General features: G+C 75.7%; 1 protein-coding gene. It reads right to left on the bottom strand.

From position 1 onward, the window contains the following. On the bottom strand, positions 1 to 453 hold a 453-nt coding region (locus EHS43_RS45865; protein WP_125196162.1), incomplete at both ends, for a class I SAM-dependent methyltransferase.

Raw genomic sequence — 453 nt, 5'->3', positions numbered from 1 at the left:
GTGCGCTCCCGGCGTCCGGGACGGCGCGGCGGGCGACGACCGTGTGGGTGATGCCGGTCTGCCAGCCGGGCAGGGGCAGGGCCCGGACGCGGTCGAATCCCCGGGCCCGGAGCCGCTCGGCGAACCGGTCGGCCGTGTCGAACTCGACGACGCTGCGCCACAGGTGCCGGTACAGGTCGCCGTCGCCGAGGGCGGTGGCGACGGGCAGGACCATGCCGCGGCACACGCCTGTCCAGACGGCACGGTGGAGGGGGCGTCCGCTGAGGGTGTACTCGTGCACGGCGAGCCGGCCGTGCGGGCCCAGCAGGTCGTGGACGGTGTCCAGCACGGCGTCGGGGTCGGCGACGTTGCGGAAGAGGTAGGCGGCGAACACGGCGTCGAAGGGGCCGTTAACCCCCGCGTCGGCGAGCGCCTCCGCCGGGGCGCACACGAACCGGACGTTGCTGGGCCACC

The organism is Streptomyces sp. RP5T, from assembly GCF_003933965.1.
Classification (GTDB): Bacteria; Actinomycetota; Actinomycetes; order Streptomycetales; family Streptomycetaceae; genus Streptomyces.
The sequence above is the reverse complement of the archived record's forward strand: the minus strand, read 5'-3'. Positions and strand labels throughout refer to the sequence as shown.